This window comes from Mycolicibacterium neworleansense, assembly GCF_001245615.1.
Lineage (GTDB): Bacteria > Actinomycetota > Actinomycetes > Mycobacteriales > Mycobacteriaceae > Mycobacterium > Mycobacterium neworleansense.
Genome location: NZ_CWKH01000001.1, coordinates 814271 through 832319, shown reverse-complemented (window position 1 = coordinate 832319; position 18049 = coordinate 814271). Strand labels below are relative to the sequence as shown.

At 66.2% G+C, this 18049-nt stretch carries 19 protein-coding genes; 11 read left to right on the top strand and 8 right to left on the bottom strand.

Annotated elements, in window-relative coordinates:
* Window positions 1-408 precede the first annotated feature (408 nt).
* From BN2156_RS31415 to BN2156_RS03885, 4 genes are all read left to right on the top strand, one after another.
* Window positions 409-957: an SAV_915 family protein gene (locus BN2156_RS31415; protein ID WP_308208090.1), complete on the top strand. Its 549-nt coding sequence runs from the start codon at window positions 409-411 to the stop codon at window positions 955-957.
* Window positions 954-1238 carry a hypothetical protein gene (locus BN2156_RS30645; RefSeq protein ID WP_159402815.1) on the top strand — a complete coding sequence of 95 codons (285 nt, stop codon included), beginning with the start codon at window positions 954-956 and terminating at the stop codon, window positions 1236-1238. Before BN2156_RS31415 ends, BN2156_RS30645 begins: the two co-directional genes overlap by 4 nt.
* Window positions 1239-1416: 178 nt before the next feature.
* Entirely contained in the window at window positions 1417-2310 is an 894-nt protein-coding gene (locus BN2156_RS30510; protein ID WP_131725125.1) for a DUF1269 domain-containing protein, read from the top strand.
* Window positions 2297-3130: a PDZ domain-containing protein gene (locus tag BN2156_RS03885; protein ID WP_131725124.1), complete on the top strand. Its 834-nt coding sequence runs from the start codon at window positions 2297-2299 to the stop codon at window positions 3128-3130. Before BN2156_RS30510 ends, BN2156_RS03885 begins: the two co-directional genes overlap by 14 nt.
* Before the next feature lie 2 nt (window positions 3131-3132).
* On the opposite strand, the gene BN2156_RS03880 is transcribed toward BN2156_RS03885, so the two are convergent.
* A complete protein-coding gene (locus tag BN2156_RS03880; RefSeq protein WP_090510408.1) occupies window positions 3133-4026 on the bottom strand; it encodes a LysR family transcriptional regulator in 894 nt (297 codons plus the stop codon).
* A 70-nt stretch (window positions 4027-4096) separates the two neighbouring features.
* Here BN2156_RS03880 and BN2156_RS03875 point away from each other — a divergent pair, with 70 nt between their 5' ends.
* Together BN2156_RS03875 and BN2156_RS03870 are read left to right on the top strand one after the other, a co-directional pair.
* On the top strand, window positions 4097-5227 hold the full coding sequence (locus BN2156_RS03875; RefSeq protein WP_090510405.1) for an FAD-dependent monooxygenase: 1131 nt from the start codon (window positions 4097-4099) through the stop codon (window positions 5225-5227).
* A complete protein-coding gene (locus tag BN2156_RS03870; protein ID WP_090510402.1) occupies window positions 5224-5925 on the top strand; it encodes an alpha/beta fold hydrolase in 702 nt (233 codons plus the stop codon). Before BN2156_RS03875 ends, BN2156_RS03870 begins: the two co-directional genes overlap by 4 nt.
* Here BN2156_RS03870 and BN2156_RS03865 read toward each other — a convergent pair.
* Window positions 5834-7312 (bottom strand): FAD-dependent monooxygenase, encoded by a 1479-nt coding sequence (locus BN2156_RS03865; protein ID WP_090510400.1) that lies wholly within the window; start codon window positions 7310-7312, stop codon window positions 5834-5836. The two genes, BN2156_RS03870 and BN2156_RS03865, sit on opposite strands and share 92 nt — an antisense overlap.
* Complete coding sequence (locus BN2156_RS03860; RefSeq protein ID WP_090510397.1) at window positions 7309-7878, bottom strand: TetR/AcrR family transcriptional regulator; 570 nt, start codon at window positions 7876-7878, stop codon at window positions 7309-7311. Before BN2156_RS03860 ends, BN2156_RS03865 begins: the two co-directional genes overlap by 4 nt.
* 109 nt (window positions 7879-7987) lie before the next feature.
* On the opposite strand from BN2156_RS03860, the gene BN2156_RS03855 reads away from it, so the two are divergent.
* The 3 genes from BN2156_RS03855 to BN2156_RS03845 all read left to right on the top strand — a co-directional run bounded on the left by BN2156_RS03855 (window position 7988) and on the right by BN2156_RS03845 (window position 9943).
* Window positions 7988-8425, top strand: a complete 438-nt coding sequence (locus BN2156_RS03855; protein ID WP_090510395.1) for a Zn-ribbon domain-containing OB-fold protein — start codon at window positions 7988-7990, stop codon at window positions 8423-8425.
* Window positions 8425-9627: a lipid-transfer protein gene (locus BN2156_RS03850; protein ID WP_090510392.1), complete on the top strand. Its 1203-nt coding sequence runs from the start codon at window positions 8425-8427 to the stop codon at window positions 9625-9627. The genes BN2156_RS03855 and BN2156_RS03850 overlap by 1 nt, the downstream gene beginning before the upstream one ends.
* Window positions 9628-9715: 88 nt before the next feature.
* Window positions 9716-9943, top strand: coding sequence for a DUF167 domain-containing protein (locus tag BN2156_RS03845; protein ID WP_075919992.1), 228 nt, complete (start codon window positions 9716-9718; stop codon window positions 9941-9943).
* A gap of 85 nt (window positions 9944-10028) precedes the next feature.
* Here BN2156_RS03845 and BN2156_RS03840 read toward each other — a convergent pair whose 3' ends face one another.
* The 3 genes from BN2156_RS03840 to BN2156_RS03830 form a co-directional block, all read right to left on the bottom strand.
* Window positions 10029-12023, bottom strand: a complete 1995-nt coding sequence (locus tag BN2156_RS03840) for a DUF7064 domain-containing protein (RefSeq protein WP_090510390.1) — start codon at window positions 12021-12023, stop codon at window positions 10029-10031.
* Between the two features lie 45 nt (window positions 12024-12068).
* Window positions 12069-14006, bottom strand: a complete 1938-nt coding sequence (locus BN2156_RS03835) for a primary-amine oxidase (RefSeq protein ID WP_090510387.1) — start codon at window positions 14004-14006, stop codon at window positions 12069-12071.
* 65 nt (window positions 14007-14071) lie between these two features.
* On the bottom strand, window positions 14072-15583 hold the full coding sequence (locus BN2156_RS03830; protein WP_090510386.1) for a carboxylesterase/lipase family protein: 1512 nt from the start codon (window positions 15581-15583) through the stop codon (window positions 14072-14074).
* A gap of 76 nt (window positions 15584-15659) precedes the next feature.
* Between BN2156_RS03830 and BN2156_RS03825 the strand changes: the two genes are divergently transcribed.
* Window positions 15660-16376 carry a hypothetical protein gene (locus BN2156_RS03825; RefSeq protein ID WP_090510383.1) on the top strand — a complete coding sequence of 239 codons (717 nt, stop codon included), beginning with the start codon at window positions 15660-15662 and terminating at the stop codon, window positions 16374-16376.
* Here BN2156_RS03825 and BN2156_RS03820 read toward each other — a convergent pair.
* Window positions 16373-16711 carry a hypothetical protein gene (locus BN2156_RS03820; protein ID WP_090510382.1) on the bottom strand — a complete coding sequence of 113 codons (339 nt, stop codon included), beginning with the start codon at window positions 16709-16711 and terminating at the stop codon, window positions 16373-16375. The genes BN2156_RS03825 and BN2156_RS03820 overlap by 4 nt on opposite strands.
* A 124-nt stretch (window positions 16712-16835) precedes the next feature.
* Between BN2156_RS03820 and rbpA the strand changes: the two genes are divergently transcribed.
* Window positions 16836-17174: an RNA polymerase-binding protein RbpA gene (gene rbpA, locus BN2156_RS03815; RefSeq protein WP_003880369.1), complete on the top strand. Its 339-nt coding sequence runs from the start codon at window positions 16836-16838 to the stop codon at window positions 17172-17174.
* Between the two features lie 60 nt (window positions 17175-17234).
* Here the strand turns inward: rbpA and BN2156_RS03810 are convergent, their stop codons facing one another.
* Window positions 17235-18041, bottom strand: a complete 807-nt coding sequence (locus BN2156_RS03810; RefSeq protein WP_090510380.1) for a polyprenol monophosphomannose synthase — start codon at window positions 18039-18041, stop codon at window positions 17235-17237.
* Window positions 18042-18049: the final 8 nt, after the last annotated feature.

Here is an 18049-nt window from a genome sequence, read left to right as displayed (position 1 = left end):
TTCGGGCTACCGCAAACGGAGATGCCCGCGGCAATCATTACCTCGCACACGATCGCCAAGGAAAACCTCAGCCGCAACTGCACGCGGCCCAGCGAAACAGGTCATCGCGTGTCTCCCGCACATGGCTCCTGCCAGCGGCAAGAAGGGTGATTTTGTATCCAGCTGCGCTTCCACAGCGCATGCGCAGTTCCGGCAGGACGAGAGGCCGACACAGTTGCCGGCTCGGGATCCACAACTACCATCCCCACACGTGCCGCGAGAGGTGGGAGCTCGCACCGTGGGCCGAAAATTGCCGCACGACTGGGCATCGACTCGTTGCTAGCCTGGCACAGGAAAACCGCGGACTGTCGGTTTGCTAGACACCGGCACGAGCGGCGACGGGCGCCTACGCGAGGGGGATTCAAGCTGATGGACGATTCGGAACCAACGAATCGTGGCGCGGCATCTGCGAATGAGCGAGGACGACCTACAGGTCACGTTCCGGTCGATTCACAGCTGGCGAACCCCACCCACAATCGCTGGGACCCCCCGGTTGGCGTTACATCCACGCAGGCGGTCCCGGTCCAGCAAGCAAGGAATTCCTTCCCACACCCCACGCGAGATCGAGTGGAAACGCCGCCGGTTCACCACCATGTCGAGGGCGCGGACGGTGCCTGCGAGAAGCGATCGGACTCCAAACCGATTCCACGGGACTTTCCGCCGGTCGTATACCTACCGTGCGCAGAGTCAGTCGATGATCCAAACGATGCGCGGATCGACATGCGTGAGACGCGGGACGGAAGGACTGCACTCCTTGCATATTCGGCACTTGACCGACTTCACGAATGCTGTGGCGAGGATCAGGCCTGGATTGTAGTACCGACGGCCATCCTCTCCCAATTGCAGAAATTGCATCCTTTTCAATTGCTGATGCTCGATATTGAGATTCCCATCGAACAACGCCGGGGGCAAAAGTGACGCTTTATATCAATCACGAATCGCTCGACAAGATATCTCAGTCTTTGTCGAGCGCCAGTTCCGACCTCGACAGCGCGAGCGCCTCGGCGCCAGCGTCCGTTGACGGCGGATTGGGAACACCAGCGATTCTGGGGATTCTGGCACAGCTAACCGACAACGCTGGCCAACTCGTCATAGCTGTCAAAGCAGTAGCGAATGGGGTCGCTTCAGCGAGCGCGAGTTATCGCGGACAGGACGAAGCAGGCGCCGAGGCGCTAAATGAAGCCATGCAGACGGGGTGAATGAGTGCCAATTGACACAGAGATTGAGGGGGATCCCAGTTCCGTCCGCTCGGCAGCTGACTGGCTCCGGTCGACTCTGGAGAGCAAGGTCTCGCACACAACGGACGAGATTCATGCTGCCCGGACGACGGCAACTGCCGACTGGCACGGTGAAGCCGGGGACGCTTTCACTGCACGAATGGCAAGTGGCGCAACGAAGGTTGACGGACTGAAAACTGCCGTCGCCAGCGGCGCTCAGACAATCGATGAATTTGCGGCAGAACTCGAACGCGCCCAAACTGAGATGCAAACAATTCGCGACGTCGCAATGAATGCCGGGTTATCCGTAGACGGTTTCATCATTCAAGATTCCGTTGAGGACGCAACAGTTGACGCGTACAATGCGGCATTCCACGCCGCGGAGGCCGCTCGAACCATTGAGAAGCTCGGTGCAGACACCCTCAAGAATGCCTGGGCAGACCTCAGGACTAAATGGTTCTTTGTGGTAGCTGATTTGATTAATGGCGGGGCCGCCACACTTGTCGACCTGAACGTCTCAACAATGGCAAAACATTCCAAGTTCTTGGCCGATGAGTCGGCAAGAACTCTGGCATTAGCAAAATCAGCACCCGCTGGCACGCCGGCCGCCATGATCTATCGGGACATTGATCACGCTCGCAGCCTCGCTAACCAAGCCGACGATGTAGCGAAGGGAGCACAGAGCACCAAGGCGAATGCTGGTCGGATCGGCCTCAAAGTCGGCGGGGGTCTTGCAGTGGCTGGTGTCGTGTACGACATCGCCAACGGCAAAGACGTCGACCAAGCCATCGTATCCGGAGCCGCTGGTTTCGGCGCTTCGGTCGCCGCCGGCGCGCTCATCGGTACGGCGATCCCTGTACCAGTCGTGGGAACTGCGGTGGGTGCGTTGGTCGGAGCAGGCGTAGGGATATTCACCTCCGGTGCCGTCGATTCTCTCTACCAGAACGGCATCGGTAGCCTCGGCACCGCCATCAGCGATGGCGCCTCAGCGGTGGCCGATACCGGGCGAGCAGTTGGAGGACTTGTCAAAGGTGCGTGGGATGCGATCTTCTGAGTATCGAGACACTCCCGATGGGTGGACGGACACACATAACGGTTTGCGGTACTACCTCTCGGTCGCGGGACTCCTCGCATTCGCCGTCATCTCCGCCCTTTTCGGAATCGTGGCCGCAGCGGCGGGCAATTTCATAGCGCTCAAGTACTTTCTATTGTTCGCACTGTTGCTGGTTCTCGGTGTCGCATACGGCCTCGTTGTGCGACACCGTCGAGGGGGACTGTCGTCGTCGGTCCGGACGGCGATCGAGCGAGACAACACCCCGGGGACTGAAATCCGCTACTCGACCAGCCAATTCACGATCCTCGTCGCCTTGATGGGGTGCTGCATGGTCTTTTGTGTCATGGCTTCGGTCGACATACTCATCCACCAGGATGAGGGGTTTCCGGGCTTTGCGGTGGTAACCAGCGCCCTCGGCATTGTGTTCGCGTCGTTCATCGCGTCAGCGATCTGCGGGCGTATCCGCCGTGGTGGCGTCATACTGTCGAGCCAGGGCATTGCCCAACGCGGATGGAGCTTCGAGTCGCGACTGAACTGGTCGGACATCGCAGCCGTCAAAGCGGCGACCAACGGTTATCCGGTCATCCTCGCAGTCGGGTATGCCAATGCGGATTGGAACCGCCGGTGCACCACGCGGCTCTGGCGCATCGACCGCCTGCCACCGGTACCGATGATCGAATTCGACTGCCGACAGTTCGATGTCGACCCCTACCTGCTGTACAGCTACGTGCGGACCTACGCCGAAAACCCCGAGGTACGTGCGGAACTCGGTACAGAAGTGGCTCTCGCCCGCGCTCGATCCCTACAACCCACACGCTAACGCTAAGAGGCGGCGGGCCCACCGACGCGCAGACGACGACGAGCCATCTCGACCAGGACCCTGGCAGCCGGGCTCATCGGTCCCTGCGTCCGCCACGCGAACACCAACCGGCCGCGCAGCTCCGGCGTGATGGGAAGCGGGTGCAGCGCGGTCCGGGTGAAGGCCACCGATTCCGGCAACACCGCGACTCCCAGCCCACGCTCGGCGAGTTCGGCCAGCGCGTGCGGGGTGCTCGCCTCGAACGCGACCCGCGCCGCCACCCCGGCCGCACGACACGCGTGATCGAACTGGTGACGGATCCCGGCCCCGGCCGGTAGCGCAATCACCGGATGGTCGACGAGATCGCGCAGCGCCACGGTGCGGCGTCGGCGCCACGGATGGTCACCGGCCACCGCCGCGACGATGCGCTGATCGGTCACCACCTCGGCATCCAACCCGGCGGGAAGTGCGGCGCCCACCGACACGATGGCCGCATCGAGCCGCCCTGAGTGCAGACCGTCCAGCAGTGCGTCGGACTCGTCGGTGGTCAATGTGATGTCGACGAGCGGGTGGGCCGCGTGGAACTGCGCGAGCAGCCCCGCCATGTCGAAGTCGTGGGCCGTCACGGTGCCCACCACCACTGCGCCGCGAACCAACTCCCCGAGCTCCTCGACGGCGGTGCGGGCAGCGGCCACCGCAGCCAAGGCGGCCCGGGCGTGCGGCAACACGGCTTCACCGGCGGCGGTCAACCGGACTGCACGCCGGCTGCGATCGAACAGTTGCTGGCCGAGTTCGCGCTCCAGGTGGCGGATCTGCGCGCTGACCGCCGGTTGCGCAACATGCACTCGCTCGGCTGCGCGGGTGAAGTTGGCCTCCTCGGCCACCGCGACGAAGTATTCGAACTGACGCAGTTCCATAAGCAATCACAATAGTTTCTGGACTGACTATGTATTGGACTTATCATTGGGCACTGACGAGGCTGGAGTCATGCCCACCCAACAGATCGTCATCGCCGGGGCCGGCATCGGCGGCCTCACCACTGCACTCACCCTGCACGCCAAGGGTTTTCAGGTTACGGTGCTGGAAAGCGCCCACGAGCTGCGGGCGCTGGGCGTGGGGATCAACCTGCTGCCGCACGCAGTACGTGAACTGACCGACCTCGGCGTCGGCGAGGCCCTGCTGGACATCTCGGCCACCCCGGCAGTCATCGATTTCTACCGTTCCGACGGCACGCTGCTGTTCCGAGAGCCCCGCGGAGTCGAGGGCGGCTACGGCTACCCGCAGTGCTCGGTACACCGCGGCCGGTTGCAGATGCTGCTGCTCGACGCGGTTCGAACCCGCTTGGGCGCCGACGCCGTTCGCACCGGCGCCGCCGTCACCGCATTCGAGGAAACCGACCACCACGTCCGGGTGACCAGTCGCGCCGGGGAATTCACCGCCGAAGTTCTCGTCGGCGCCGACGGGGTGCACTCGAAGGTACGCCGCCGACTGCATCCAGGCCCTGATGGGCTGGCCTGGTCGGGGGTTCGGATGTTCCGGGGCGCGAGCCGGATACGGCCGTTTCTCGACGGCCGCACGATGGCCATCGTCAAAGGTGCCGACGGCGTCGAGTTGGTCACCTATCCGATCGGCGGTGATCTGGTGAACTGGGTTTTGCAGGTCGACGAAGCCGCTCCCGGCCCACTCCCCGGCGACGCGAACTGGAACACTCACGTCGATCCCGCGTGCGTGGCCGCCCATATGTCGGGCTGGCGCCTGGACTGGCTGGATCCGGCCGAACTGGTGCACCGGTCCGAAGCCGTATTCGAGTATCCCATGGTCGACCGGGAACCTTTGCCGCACTGGGGTACTCGACGCGTCACGTTGGTGGGCGACGCCGCACACCCGATGTATCCCGTCGGCGCCAACGGCGGCTCGCAGGCCATCCTCGACGCCCGCGCCCTCGCCGACGAGCTGGCCGCCGGCCGCGGAGTCGCCGGATACGAGGCCCGCAGGATCCCCGAGACGACGGCAGTGGTGCACGCCAATCGTGAGATGCACGCCGGAAGTCCCGATGAGCTGGCGCGCGTCACCGCCGACTACCGGCGAAACACTTTCGCAGACAGGAGTTCCCGATGACAACGTTCGTTCTGGTACCGGGCGCCTGCCACGGCGGGTGGTGCTTCGACGAACTCGCCGCGGCCTTGCGCACCGAAGGGCACCGGGTGCTGACGCCCACACTGACCGGGGTGGCCGAGCGTGCCCACCTGGCCAATGGTGGAGTCAACCTGGACACCCACATCGCCGATGTGATCGCCGAGATGCAAGCCCAACAGGTGGCCGGTGCGGTTCTGGCTGGGCACAGCTACGGCGGCATGGTCATCACCGCTGTCGCGGATCGGATTCCGGAGCAGGTTGATTCACTGGTCTACCTCGACGCGTTCGTGCCGCGCGACGGCGAATCCTGCTGGACCCTGACCAATGACGAGCAACGCCGGTGGTACATCGACGTCGATACGACGGGCTACGGCGTGCCCCCGCTGCCGTTCTTCGACGAGCGCGCGACCGCACATCCGCTGGCGACACTGCTGCAACCGATCCGGCTCGGCACCGAGCCGTCGGATATCCGTCGGACCTTCGTCTACGCGCAGCGCTGGCCGACGGAGTCGCCGTTTGCCCCCACCTACGAGCGGCTGCGGATGGATCCCGCCTGGAGGACCTATTCGCTCGACGGTGCGCACAACCTCATGCGCGACAACCACAATGATCTGGTCCGGATTCTGCTTGACGCGGCCCGCGGATCGGCTCCCGTCCTCGACGAACTTGATCACGAATGACCCCGGGCTGTGTGTCGATCGCACCGATGTATCCGTCAGGACGGACCAGCACATAACAGCCTGCGGGCACGTCGTAGTCGGCATTTGGCGCCATGCGCACCAGCGGAACCCCGAAATCGACTGATCCCTGACCGAACTGCAGCACGGTCCAGTGTGGTCCGCGTAACACGTCGAACAGCCTGCGGCCGTCGGGCAGCAGGGCGTCGGGAGCCCGGTCACCGGCCTGCAACTCCCCAGCCGGGTTGCCACCCGGTGCGGCGAGCGGACCTCCCCGGTAGCTGATGTCCAGTTGGTGGATCGACGAAGGCGCGGGCCCGGTCGCGGCGAAGCCCTGGCTGTGCAACGCGCCGCTGAGGTGGAGCACATCGGCAGCCACAGGCAGGCGTTCGGCCTCATAGCTGTCCAGCAGGGCGTCGGGCCCGCCGGCCCAAACGGCGGCCAGTTTCCAGCCGAGGTTGTAGGCATCCTGCACCCCGGTGTTGACGCCCTGTCCCCCGGCCGGCGAATGCACGTGGGCCGCGTCGCCCGCCAGGAGCACTCTCCCCATCCGGAAGTGTTGCGCCATAAGTAGATTAACCCGGTAGAGCGAGATCCATCGCAGGTCCGACAGCGTGATGTCCCGGCGGCCCGACCGCTGGCCCAGCACCGCCTGCATACCGTCGAGGGTCAGCGCAGGCGGGTCCTCGCCCGGGGCCATGGTGACCACCAGCTGGTAGTGCTCACTGCCGGGAAGATTCCACAGCGAGAACCGCCTCGACTGGTCTCCGTCACGGGTCAGCAGGTGGCAGAAGCGGCCGTCGAGCCCGGCAGCCCGTACGTCACCCACGATGATGCGTTCCTCGGTGAGCGCACCGCCGAGGAACGCGACTCCGGACGCCTTTCGTACCGTGCTGCGGCCACCATCGGCGCCGACCAGGTAGTCGGCACGAATCGCACCGCGATCGGTCTCTACCGTGACGCCGTCGTCGTCCTGCGTGAAATCCGTTACCTGGGTGCCGAACTCGATGGTGCCGCCGAGTTCGGCAAATCGCGCCGCCAAGATCTGGTCGGTGCGCCACTGCGGGATCAGCCAGGTGTAGGGGTACGGCACCGCCGAGGACGGTTCCAGCTCGGGCAGCCCCAACAGCTCGTAGACCGGTTTCTCCCACACCACCTCCGTACCGCGGTACAGCCGCATCGGCGGAAACGGCTCACCCGCAGCCAGCACGGCGCCGATCACGCCGAGGTCGTCGAAAACCTCCAGCGTGCGTGGCTGCAAGCCCTTACCGCGTGAGCCGGGAAACAGCGTCGTCGCCTGGTCCAACACTCGGCACGGCACGCCGCGCCGGGCCAGTTCGATGGCCAGGGTGAGTCCGGTCGGGCCGGCGCCGGCGATCACGATGGTCATCGGCCACCGGCCCCGAGCAGGATCAGCAGAATGTCATCGATCAGCCGTGCGCTGAACGCCGCGTCGACCGGTAAGTCGAGGTGCACCTGCCGCAGGATCATCGCCTCGGCCACGTCATGGATGAGTTCGACGTCGGTGTCCCCGGCGATGTCCCCGCGGGTGATCGCCCGTTGCAACGCATGGTGAAACGGCGAGAGCTCCTCCTTGGCGAGATGTTCGCGGATGGCCTCAGCCAGCTGAGTGTCATGGCGCATGAGCGTCGCGAGTTCGGCGGTCACCCGCGTCAGCGGGTCGGCGACCTCCTGGGCAACGGCGTCCATCACGGCGAACAGGTCGCTGCGCAATTGTCCGGTATCGGGCAGTTGCGCATTCCGGGCCGCATCGGTGGCGTCCAGCGTGGCCCGAACCAACTGGGCCTTGTTCGGCCACCGGCGGTAGATGGTCGCCTTGCTGGCACCGGCCCGTGCGGCCACCGCATCGATCGTCAGTGCCTGGTATCCCCGTTCCACGAGCAGCTCGGCCGTCGCGGCCAGCACGGCCTGCTCACGCTCCATACCTCGAACCATGCTCGAAGAGTACGAAACTGTTTCGTACTCTTCAACGGAATTTCCTGATGCGCGGGACAAAACTGCAACACGTTTCAGTTCTGGGGTCTTGATCGTTTAGGCTGGCCGCGTGCCAGCAGCATCTTCGCAACCCGCGATCGACGGATGGTTCGCCACCGACGACGCCGGTGCCACCCATCTGATCGGCGGCAAGTGCACCCAGTGCGCCACCTACGTGTTCCCGCCGCGCGAGAACAACTGCCCCAACCCGGCCTGTGACAGCGACACCCTTGATCTGGTCCCGCTGTCCCGCCGCGGAAAGGTGTGGAGCTACACGGAGAACCGGTACCTTCCGCCCGCACCGTATCCCAAGACCGATCCGTTCGAGCCGTTCGCGATCGCCGCGGTCGAGTTGGCCGACGAAGGCCTCATCGTGCTCGGCAAGGTCGTCGAGGGCACGCTGGCCGCTGATCTCAAGGTCGGTATGGAGATGGAGCTGACCACCATGACGCTCTACACCGACGACGAGGGCGTCGAGCGCACCACCCACGCCTGGAGGATCGCCTGATGAGCGCACCCGAACCGCTGTACATCCTCGGCGCGGGTATGCACCCGTGGGGCAAATGGGGACGTGACTTCACCGAGTACGGCGTCGTCGCCGCCCGCGCCGCCCTGGCCGAAGCCGGCCTGGACGCGCAGCAGATCCAGTTCATCGCCGGAGCCGACACGATCCGCAACGGCTACCCGGGCTTCATCGCCGGGTCGACGTTCGCCCAGAAGCTGGGCTGGAACGGCGTGCCGGTGTCGTCGAGCTATGCGGCCTGCGCGTCGGGCTCGCAGGCGCTGCAGAGCGCCCGCGCCCAGATCCTGGCCGGATTCTGCGATGTCGCGCTGGTGATCGGCGCCGACACGACGCCCAAGGGTGCGTTCGCCCCCGTCGGCGGAGAACGCAAGAACGACCCGGACTGGCAGCGCTTCCACCTGCTCGGCGCGATGAACCCGGTGTACTTCGCCCTGCTGGCCCGCCGCCGGATGGACCTCTACGGGGCCACCGCGGAGGACTTCGCCCAGGTGAAGGTGAAGAACTCCCGCCATGGCCTGCAGAACCCGAATGCGCGCTACCGCAAGGAATCCGCGATCGAGGATGTGCTGGCCAGCCCGGTGGTTTCCGATCCGCTGCGTCAGCTCGACATCTGCGCCACCTCCGACGGCGCGGCCGCGCTGATCGTGGCGAGCAAGTCGTTCGCGGAGAAGCACTTGGGCTCGGTGGAGGGTGTGCCGTCGGTGCGCGCCATCTCGACCGTGACCCCGCGCTACCCGCAACACCTGCCCGAATTGCCGGATATCGCAACGGATTCCACTGCCGTGGTGGCCGCACCGGAACGCGTGTTCAAAGATCAGATCCTCGACGCGGCCTACGCCGAGGCCGGGATCGGCCCCGAGGACGTCAGCCTGGCCGAGGTGTACGACCTGTCCACCGCGCTGGAGCTGGACTGGTACGAGCACCTGGGTCTGTGCGCCAAGGGCGAAGGCGAGCAGTTGCTGCGCTCCGGCGCGACGACGATCGGCGGCCGCGTCCCGGTGAACCCGTCGGGCGGTCTGGCCTGCTTCGGCGAGGCCATCCCGGCCCAGGCCATCGCGCAGGTGTGCGAGCTCACCTGGCAGCTCAAGGGTCAGGCCACCGGCCGGCAGGTCGAGGGCGCCAAGGTCGGCGTGACCGCGAACCAGGGCCTCTTCGGCCACGGTTCCTCGGTGATCGTCGCCCGCTGATCCCCGTTGCCGCGCGAGCGTGCGTGTCTGCTCCGCGACACGCCGCCGCGCGGCAGCATTTTGCGCACGTTCGCGTCACGATGGCGGTGTGAGCGAAACCGTCGCAGTCCGCGTCAAACCCGGCAGCCGCAAAGGCCCGCTGGTCGAGGTCGCCGACGACGGTGAGCTCACCATCTATGTGCAGGAGCGCGCCGTCGACGGCAAGGCCAATGACGCCGTCACCAAGCTGCTGGCCCAGCATCTGGGTGTGCCGCGCAGCCGCGTGGAGTTGATCTCCGGAGCGACTGCGCGGCTCAAGCGTTTTCGCATCACCTGAGCGCCGGCGAGCGTGCACAGAGTGCTGCTCAAAGGCGGCGTGTCGGCCGACAGACACGCACGCTCGCGGTGTAAATGGGGCAGCGTCAGCCGAGGTTGCGGTTCCACTCCAGCCAGCCGATGCCGCTGCGCCCGTCGGCCGTGCGCACCTTCGCCCAGGCTCGGGGGAACTGGCTGACCCGCTCGTCGGCTGCCACCAGCAGCACCGGGGCGTAGGCCTGGATGTCGACCTCCACTTCGATGTCGCCGGGCTGCAGCGTCAGCGTCGTGGACACCGGCAGCTCATCATCGCCGAGCGCGTATTGCGCAGTCACCGACTGCAATTCGACGAGCGGCTCACCCGCGCGCTGCGAATAGCCGATACCTATCGGCGGCATCTGCGGGATCCGGATGTCGACGCCGTGCAGATGGGTGCCGTCGTCGAGGTGGATCGCGCTCCACACCCAGTTCATCGACCACCAGTCGCGCACCCCCCACGAATGGTCGCGCTGGCCCACGACGGCTTCGACCGTGTGGGTCTGATCGCCGATGATCACCGTTCCCGACACCGTGCACGGAATTTCATAGCGTGGGGTGATCCGGTACTGGTACGGCACTCCCGCGGTGCGCCATGTCAGGTCAAGCGTCACCGAGACGGGCTGCCCCGACTCGCCGCGCAGCAACGCCGACGGGTCGTCGAATGCCTCGCCGGTGCCCGTGGCAGTCAGGCGATAGACCTCGAGCGGCTCGGCCGGGTGCAGGTTCAGCTCCACGCCCTCCCCCTTGACCGACGACGGTTCGGCCAGCGGGGCGTGAAAGTCGTTGAGCGCCACGGTCGGCATCCCCGGACCGCAGAACAGCACGTTGACCCACGCGGTGTCCTGATTGGGGATCAGGCCCAGCCGGACCCAGCCGCCGAAGCCCGCCTCGGCGTCGACGAAGTCGAAGTACCAGCTCTCGTTCCACAATTCTTCGTCGGTCGGCGTGTGGGCAAGATCGTCCTCGGCGGCGGGCACCAGCGGCTCCGGGATCGCCGCCGGCGCAAGCACATCCAGCGCGTTGGTGTCCAGGACATGGCTGCAGTGCCGGTCGAGCATCGTCATGAACATCGCATCGCCGCGTTCGGTACGTTCCACCAGCATCGAGGAGATGATCGCCATCATGACGCCGAAGAAGCTCTGCCGCCGCACCCCCTCGCGCACCTGGCCGAGCGTCAGCGCCGAGTCCGGTCCGAGGGCCTGGTGATATGCCGTCAGTAACTCGTCGTAGTGGGCGCGGCGCTGCTCGACGGGCAAGGCGCAGCCGATGAAGTACGCGACGTCGGTGAACGCCGGCCCCCTGGTGACGGTCTGCCAGTCGACCACGGTCAGCGCCCGGTCCGCCCCGTCGGCGCCGAACAGCATGTTGTCGAGCCGGTAGTCCCCGTGTACGAGCCCGTGTGGCCGCTGAGGCGCGCCCTCGTCGGCGAGGTAGGCGTCGAAGCTTTCGACGAGGCGCTCACAGACCTGGCGTTGCTCCGGGGTGATCAGGCCCGCGTAGCGGTCGACGAACGCCGCGTACAGACCGCCGATGAGGGCCTGATTGACCGGCGCCTCGCGGTTGAGCCATTCGGCCCGGTCCAGGGCCTCGGCGCCGGCCTTCGATCCGTGGATGCGGCCCAGCTCGGTGAGCGCCACGGTGGCCTGTTCGGCTGTGGCACCGCGGATCTCGTCACCGACCACAGCGGGCACGGCATCGCCGAGCAACAGGTCGAAGGCGCCGGTCTGCGTATCGATCGCAGCGTGGTAGCAGGGCGCCACCGGACCCGGCGCCAGGGCGGGCGCGATGTCGGCGTAGAACCGCACCTCACGCTCGTAGAGGCCCAGAGCCAGCCCGGTCTGGCGGCTGCTGGGATCGGTGGCGGCCACCTTGAGCACCACCGACGCCGGTCCGTCGCTCTCGCCGGCATAGCTCAGCGAGACGCGGTAGCACTCGCTCATCTGACCGGTTCCGATCCGCTCGAAACTGAATCCGCTGACCTGACCGGCGCCAAGGGCGGAGGTCAGCCATTCACAGGTCAGGTCTTCTGGACGGTCGAGTACGGCGGTCTGAGTCGGGTGCACACAGGCAACCTAGCAGTGTTCCCCGTCACACATGACAGGTGTCAACTAATGATGTGCGGCCTTGGCGTGACCGTGGGTGCAGGCGTCCGGCGGGGTGGCCGCCACGTCCAGGGACGGGTTGCGGTCGAAGAACCCGAAAGGCTTGAGCCAGAACGACACCACGTCCACGGGCATCACCGGCCAGTCCTCGGGACGGGTGATGTGGTGGATGCCGAAGACGTACCAGAGCACCACGTCGGTGTTGTCGATCGAGCGGTCGGCCTTGGTCCACTCGCCCAGCCCGGTGTCGGTCACGGACTGGTTGACGAACTCCCCCGCCGGCCAGCGTTCATCTGGCCGGTTCGGGGTCACCCACAGCGTGTGACCGATGACGTTGGCGCGTTGCAGCACCGGGGAGGCCGCGTCGAACATCGCCGGGATGGCCCCGGTGGGAACCAGCTTGTAGGACGGGTGGGTACCCAGACCGTTGACGACGTTGGTGTTGACCACCTTCCAGGCCCGCTGGGTGGCGAAGCTGACGTCCTGCTTGCCCTCCTGTTCGGTGCGCAGCGCCTGATTGCGCACCACCAGTGACAACCCGTACGGATTGTCGGGGCCGATCGGCTCGGCATACGACTCGGTCATGTAGACCGTGTTGTCGGTGCCGTCGATGTCCAGGTCCAGCCGGGCGATCAGGAAGTGCTGATGGAAAGGCGCATAGGTGCGCTCGTCGACGAGCGTGCCGTTCTTCGGTGTGTCCCCGGCCGGGAACGGGGTGGTGACCATGATCCCGGTGGCGCGGACCTCACACTCGATGTTGCCGTCCTGGTAGAGCCGCCAGTACACGAGGTATTCGTAGTTGGCGACGGTGACGTGGAATGACAGTGTGAGCCTGCGCATCCGGCGCACCTCGGCTCCGGCGTCGTGGTCGACATGCTTCCACAGGACGGCGTTGTCCTCCTCGTGGATGCAGATCGCGTTGGTGATGGTGTACGGCTCCCCCGCACTGTTGTGCAGAACCGCATCCAGATAACGGATTTCACCGAGGCAGTCGCAGCCGAGCTCCAGCGAGGTGGTCATGAATCCCAGGCCCCACTCACCGATGTCGAACGCGGTACGCCGGTAGTGATCGACCGAGGAATCCCGATAGGGCACCACCATCTCGGCGAACGACAAACGGTGGGCCACTGAACGATTCACCTCACCGTCGCGGTACCGCACGGTGTGCAGTGTCATCCCCTCGCGGTGGTTGAAACCGATGCGCAACGACCAGTTCTGCCACTGCAGCAGGTTGCCGTCCAGCGTGAACGACGGCCCCTCGGGCTGGGTGATGTCCAGCGGCTTGAGCGGCTCGCGCCGCGAAGCCGCCCGGATACGTTCGGGGATGTGGTGCGGTACGTATTCGCCCATCACATCCGGCATTTCGGAACTGCCGTCATCCTCGACGCGCAGCACCTCCATGCTGTTGATGTCGATGACGCAGTGCAGGCCGCTGACCGGGTGAGCGTAGGGATTGGCTCCCGCCGCCTGCTTATACCAGGTGTCCGACCAGCCGATCCGACGGTCGCGGTATTCGGGCGGCGCGACCGCGTCACCGTAGGTCCAGGTGTCCATGAACACGTTGTCCAGGTCGGTGATGCCGCGTTTGGCCAGTGCGGCGATCACGTCGGGATGCCGGCGCAGCACCTCGTCGCATTCGACGAACTCATCGACGGTGAAATTGGCCTGCACGCCCGGAATGTGGTCGAAGTCCTCGACGCGGTCGCCGGTCAGCGACACCACCCCCTTGTAGGTGGCGTTGGCCGACCGGTCCAGACAGATGACGGCGGCCCGGCGGGCCGGGGTCGCACCCCCGCCGTCGAAGGCGGCCAATTCGGTCTTGGTCGGCTCGAGGAGTTCCACCGAGGCAACCCGCCAGCCCTCCCCGACCCCGTGCTCACGCCGCAATATCGCTGCTACCGCGCGAAACTCGTCGGCCGACAGCGGATCCAGGGGATAGTCCACACCGAATACGCAACCACATCCCGGTATTTCCCTGCAGCAAATCGCCCAGAGTCAGAACGACGACCTCAGCGCTCGGCGAGCGTGAATCCCTCCCACGCCTTACGGCGCACCGACCGGGGGTCGTACTCGACGCGCGGCCGGCGATCGAAGACGAACACCGCCCGTTCGCGGCTGTCGTAGGCCGGCCAGCCGGGCCCCGGGTCACCGGTGCGGGTGAACTCACGCCAGCGCCGCTGCACATCACGGCTGACCCGCCGGGCCGACGTGCGGTCACCGACCGCGGTCAGCAGCGCACCGTATGTCGTGTGGTACGTGTCGAACACGGCCAGCAGCTCCATCGCATGCGTCGCACCCAGCCCCGCCCAGTGCAGGGTGCGCGGTGCGTAGTCATAGCGGTACACGTACGTGGGTGCATGCCTGCTGTGTGCCTCGGCGATCTGCCAGGTGGCCGAGGCGAAGGCGAAGTCACCGCCGAGGCGCACGCAGGCCGCGCTGCTCGGATAGTCCGGATATGCCGCGACGATCCGGCGGCGCTCCTCCGGATCCGTACGGGCGAACAGCTTCTCGATCATCGCCTCGTTGGTCGGCAGCAACTGGAGGAACCGGGTGAACAGCCGTCCCTCGTCGGCGTTGTTGCCGACGATCAACGGAACCCGCTGTGCACTGCCCTCGGCCATTGCCGTGACGGGGTCGACGGGCAGATAGTCGGTACCGAACGTCGGCCCGACCGGAAACGCGCCCGGCATATCGGTCTGGCCGCGCATGATCATCGCCTCCAGGGCGCGGCCCAGCTCGGCCGGGCGAGCCGACATCAGCGCCGCGGCCGCCGATCCCCCACCGGGACTGACCAATTCGGCGATCTGGTCCGCGATATGCGCGGCGGCGTCAGCCGAGCTGACCATTCCGCTGGCCGGGCTCTCCGAGATCACCCGGGCGAACAGGCCCTCGGCATCGGGCACCGCGAGCAGCGTCGCGACCGCGTGCGCACCGGCGCTCTCGCCGAAGATCGTCACGTTGTCCGGGTCCCCGCCGAACACCGCGATGTTGTCGCGCACCCAACGCAGCGCCAACACCAGGTCGCGCAGGAACAGGTTGTCATCGATCGGATGTTCCGGCGTCGACAGCGACGACAGCTCGACACACCCGAGCATGCCGAGCCGGTAGTTGACCGAGACGAACACGCAACCGCGGCGGGCGAGCGCGGCACCGTCGTAGATGGGCGTTGCCGAGCTTCCTAGGATGTAGCCGCCGCCGTGCACGAAGAACATCACCGGCAGCGGACCGTCGGTGTTCGGTTTCTCCGGTGCCACCACGTTGAGCGTCAGGCAGTCCTCGCTCATCGGCTGGTGCTTACCGACACCGACGAGGGTGTAGCGGTTTTGCTGCGGCGCGCAATAACCGAACCCGTGGCAGTAGCGCACACCGGGCCACGGCTCGGCCGGCTCGGGGGCGCGTAGACGCAGCCTCCCGACCGGCGGCTTGGCGTAAGGGATGGAACGCCAACGATGTACGCCGTCGCGCGTGAACCCTTCGACGATGCCGGTGCCGATCTTTGCCCGGACAGTCCGCTCGTGCATCACCCGACCGTATCGAATTACATGAGTGGGGGCGGAGAGGCGGTGGGCTCGACACGCGACCGCTAGCCTTGCGGGTATGCGCACCGTTGTGACTGTTGGGGCTGCTGTGCTTTTGGCCGGTTTCGTGGCCGCCTGCTCGCCGGGAGGAGGGCACGAGTCGCAGCCGAGCTCCCAGCCCCGGATGTCGATGCCGGCCGGCGCCCCGCACACCAAGACCCCCACGTCCACCCCGACGACGACCTCGCCGCTGCCCACCACGGCACCGGCTCCAGGGACCCCGATGAACCGCGTGATCAAGTGGGTCGAGGCAGGTACCCCCGCCGATCCATCCGGTTTCCACACCGCTACGCGCGAAGGCCAATCCACGAACCTCGGCGATGACGTCGCGTTCGTCGTGCCTTCGGGCAACGCCCGCTGCGCGACCGACAAGGCCGTCGAGGGCCGACTGGCGTGCCTGATCAAAGCCGACGATCTGCCGTCGAAACCAGCCGACGTCGAAGGGCAGTGGATTCCCGGCTGGGTGGACTTCGCCGGCGAGACAGTGGATATCGGCTCGCTGCACGGGGATCCGGGCCGGTTCGGCTATGGCGACGGTGCCGAGCTGCCCGATGGCAAATCACTGGCGTTCGGTGACTACCGGTGCCGGGCCGACAAATCCAGCCTGGTGTGCGTCAACTACGCGCACCAGTCCGCCGTGCTGCTGAGCTCCTCGGGCGTCGAACCGCTGGGCTGTCTGAAGCCGGTCCCTCCGCCGGTGGGCGTCGGACGCCAGCTCAGCTGCCCGCCGGACTAGCGCCAGCCGTCCGCCGCTTTCGCGGCTTCCATCAGCGCGTCACACAACTGCCGCAGTTCGTCGGCGTCGGCCCCCTCGTCGACCGCGGTGGCCACATCCTCGGCCGCACACCGGACCTGGTACACGCGGTCGGACAGCTGAGCCGCCTCGTCGGCGCTGAGCACCACCGAATCCGGGGCCAGCGAGGTGCCCTTGACCATCGCGCGCTGTTCGTAGGCACGCTGCCGGCAGGACTGACGGCAGTACTGGCGACGGCGACCCATCTGTGCATCGGCGACCTCGCGTCCGCACCACCGGCACGGCTGGGGACGGTCCTGTCTGCGGTGGTGCGCCATGGCTCACGACTGTAGACTGCCCGACGCCGCGACCCGCGTATCATCGATGGTCGAGTCGGGAACTTGGCAACGCCGTTCAGCGTTGATACATCCGGACAAAAACGCCAAATAAGGAGTGTTGACGATGGCTGATCGCGTCCTGAGAGGCAGTCGCCTCGGAGCCGTGAGCTACGAGACCGACCGCAACCATGACCTGGCGCCGCGTCAGGTCGCGCGCTACCGCACCGAAAACGGTGAAGAGTTCGACGTCCCGTTCGCCGACGACGCCGAGATCCCCGGCACCTGGCTGTGCCGTAACGGGCTCGAGGGCACCCTGATCGAGGGCGATGTGCCGGAGCCCAAGAAGGTCAAGCCGCCGCGTACCCACTGGGACATGCTGCTGGAGCGTCGCTCGGTCGAGGAGCTCGAGGAGCTGCTCAAGGAGCGCCTCGACCTGATCAAGACCAAGCGTCGCGGCAGCTGAGCCGTATAAAAAAACCGCGATACGCCCGTCATGGGCATATCGCGGTTTTTTTGTGTCTGGCTAGCGCACCACGCCGCGGGCGCGGTCCAGGCGTCCACGGATCCCCCACTCCGCGACCTTGAACATGGCCTCGCGGATGTTGGAGCCACTCATCTTGGAGACCCCGAGCTCACGTTCGGTGAACGTGATGGGCACCTCGACGACCTTGAACCCGTTGTTGATCGCCCGCCAGGTCAGGTCGATCTGGAAGCAGTAGCCCTTGGAATCCACCGCGGACAGGTCGATCTTCTCCAGCACCTCGCGTCGGTAGGCGCGGTACCCGGCGGTGATGTCGTGGATGCCGACACCGAGCAGCAACCGCGAGTAGGTGTTGGCGGTCTTGGACAGCACCAGACGGCGCACCGGCCAGTTGCGTACCGTTCCGCCGGGGACATACCGCGAGCCGATCGCCAGGTCCGCCCCGGCGTCGACCGCGTCGAGCAACCGGTTCAATTCCTCCGGGGCGTGGCTGCCATCGGCGTCCATCTCGACCAGAACCGAGTATCCGCGGCCCAGCCCCCACGCGAAGCCGGCCAGATAGGCCGCGCCGAGGCCGGCTTTGCTGGTCCGGTGCATCACGTGCACCCGATCCGGATCGGCCAGGGCCAGCTCATCGGCCAGCTGGCCGGTGCCGTCAGGGCTGCCGTCGTCGACGACCAGGATGTGCACCTCGGGGCTGGAGTGATGCACGCGCCCCACGATCAGCGGCAGGTTCTCCCGCTCGTTATAGGTGGGAATGATCACCAGGGTGCGCTGACTCGGGCGTTCACCGTCCTGGCGAGGGCTGGATTCCCCCTGCCGCTGCGCTCCGTCACCAGGGACTGTCATGTGGCTCC

What these genes read in the sequence shown, in the direction of transcription:
- BN2156_RS03870 (WP_090510402.1), top strand. Translation starts at nt 5,224, where the DNA reads ATGACAACGTTCGTTCTGGTACCGGGCGCCTGCCACGGCGGGTGGTGC.
- BN2156_RS03875 (WP_090510405.1), top strand. Translation starts at nt 4,097, where the DNA reads ATGCCCACCCAACAGATCGTCATCGCCGGGGCCGGCATCGGCGGCCTC.
- BN2156_RS03820 (WP_090510382.1), bottom strand. Translation starts at nt 16,711, where the DNA reads ATGGCGCACCACCGCAGACAGGACCGTCCCCAGCCGTGCCGGTGGTGC.
- BN2156_RS30510 (WP_131725125.1), top strand. Translation starts at nt 1,417, where the DNA reads ATGGCAAGTGGCGCAACGAAGGTTGACGGACTGAAAACTGCCGTCGCC.
- BN2156_RS03810 (WP_090510380.1), bottom strand. Translation starts at nt 18,041, where the DNA reads ATGACAGTCCCTGGTGACGGAGCGCAGCGGCAGGGGGAATCCAGCCCT.
- rbpA (WP_003880369.1), top strand. Translation starts at nt 16,836, where the DNA reads ATGGCTGATCGCGTCCTGAGAGGCAGTCGCCTCGGAGCCGTGAGCTAC.
- BN2156_RS03860 (WP_090510397.1), bottom strand. Translation starts at nt 7,878, where the DNA reads ATGGTTCGAGGTATGGAGCGTGAGCAGGCCGTGCTGGCCGCGACGGCC.
- BN2156_RS03825 (WP_090510383.1), top strand. Translation starts at nt 15,660, where the DNA reads ATGCGCACCGTTGTGACTGTTGGGGCTGCTGTGCTTTTGGCCGGTTTC.
- BN2156_RS03865 (WP_090510400.1), bottom strand. Translation starts at nt 7,312, where the DNA reads ATGACCATCGTGATCGCCGGCGCCGGCCCGACCGGACTCACCCTGGCC.
- BN2156_RS31415 (WP_308208090.1), top strand. Translation starts at nt 409, where the DNA reads ATGGACGATTCGGAACCAACGAATCGTGGCGCGGCATCTGCGAATGAG.
- BN2156_RS03880 (WP_090510408.1), bottom strand. Translation starts at nt 4,026, where the DNA reads ATGGAACTGCGTCAGTTCGAATACTTCGTCGCGGTGGCCGAGGAGGCC.
- BN2156_RS03885 (WP_131725124.1), top strand. Translation starts at nt 2,297, where the DNA reads ATGCGATCTTCTGAGTATCGAGACACTCCCGATGGGTGGACGGACACA.
- BN2156_RS03830 (WP_090510386.1), bottom strand. Translation starts at nt 15,583, where the DNA reads ATGCACGAGCGGACTGTCCGGGCAAAGATCGGCACCGGCATCGTCGAA.
- BN2156_RS03850 (WP_090510392.1), top strand. Translation starts at nt 8,425, where the DNA reads ATGAGCGCACCCGAACCGCTGTACATCCTCGGCGCGGGTATGCACCCG.